This is a genomic window from Collinsella sp. AM23-17 (assembly GCF_003470945.1).
GTDB classification, from domain to species: domain Bacteria; phylum Actinomycetota; class Coriobacteriia; order Coriobacteriales; family Coriobacteriaceae; genus Collinsella; species Collinsella aerofaciens_O.
This window is the reverse complement of sequence record NZ_QRHU01000059.1, coordinates 1-222: the sequence shown is the minus strand read 5'-3', so window position 1 is coordinate 222 and position 222 is coordinate 1. Positions and strand designations below refer to the sequence as shown.

Annotated in this window: 1 pseudogene; it reads left to right on the top strand. The window is 64.4% G+C overall.

The window, feature by feature from the left end:
• A pseudogene (locus DW645_RS09855) lies at positions 1–222 on the top strand (tryptophan--tRNA ligase); the annotation flags it as partial.

The window sequence follows — 222 nt, the reverse complement described above, 5'->3', positions numbered from 1 at the left end:
AACATCTCGATGACCGCCGAGGAGACGGCCAAGCGCATCAAGAAGAGCCAGACCGACTCCGAGCGCATGATCACGTTCGATCCCGAGAACCGCCCCGGCGTGTCCGGCCTGCTTTCGACGGCCGCCATCTGCACCGGCCGTTCCGAGGTCGAGATTGCCGAGGAGATTGGCATGGGCGGCTCCGGCCAGCTCAAGAAGTACGTGACCGAGGCCGTCAACGAG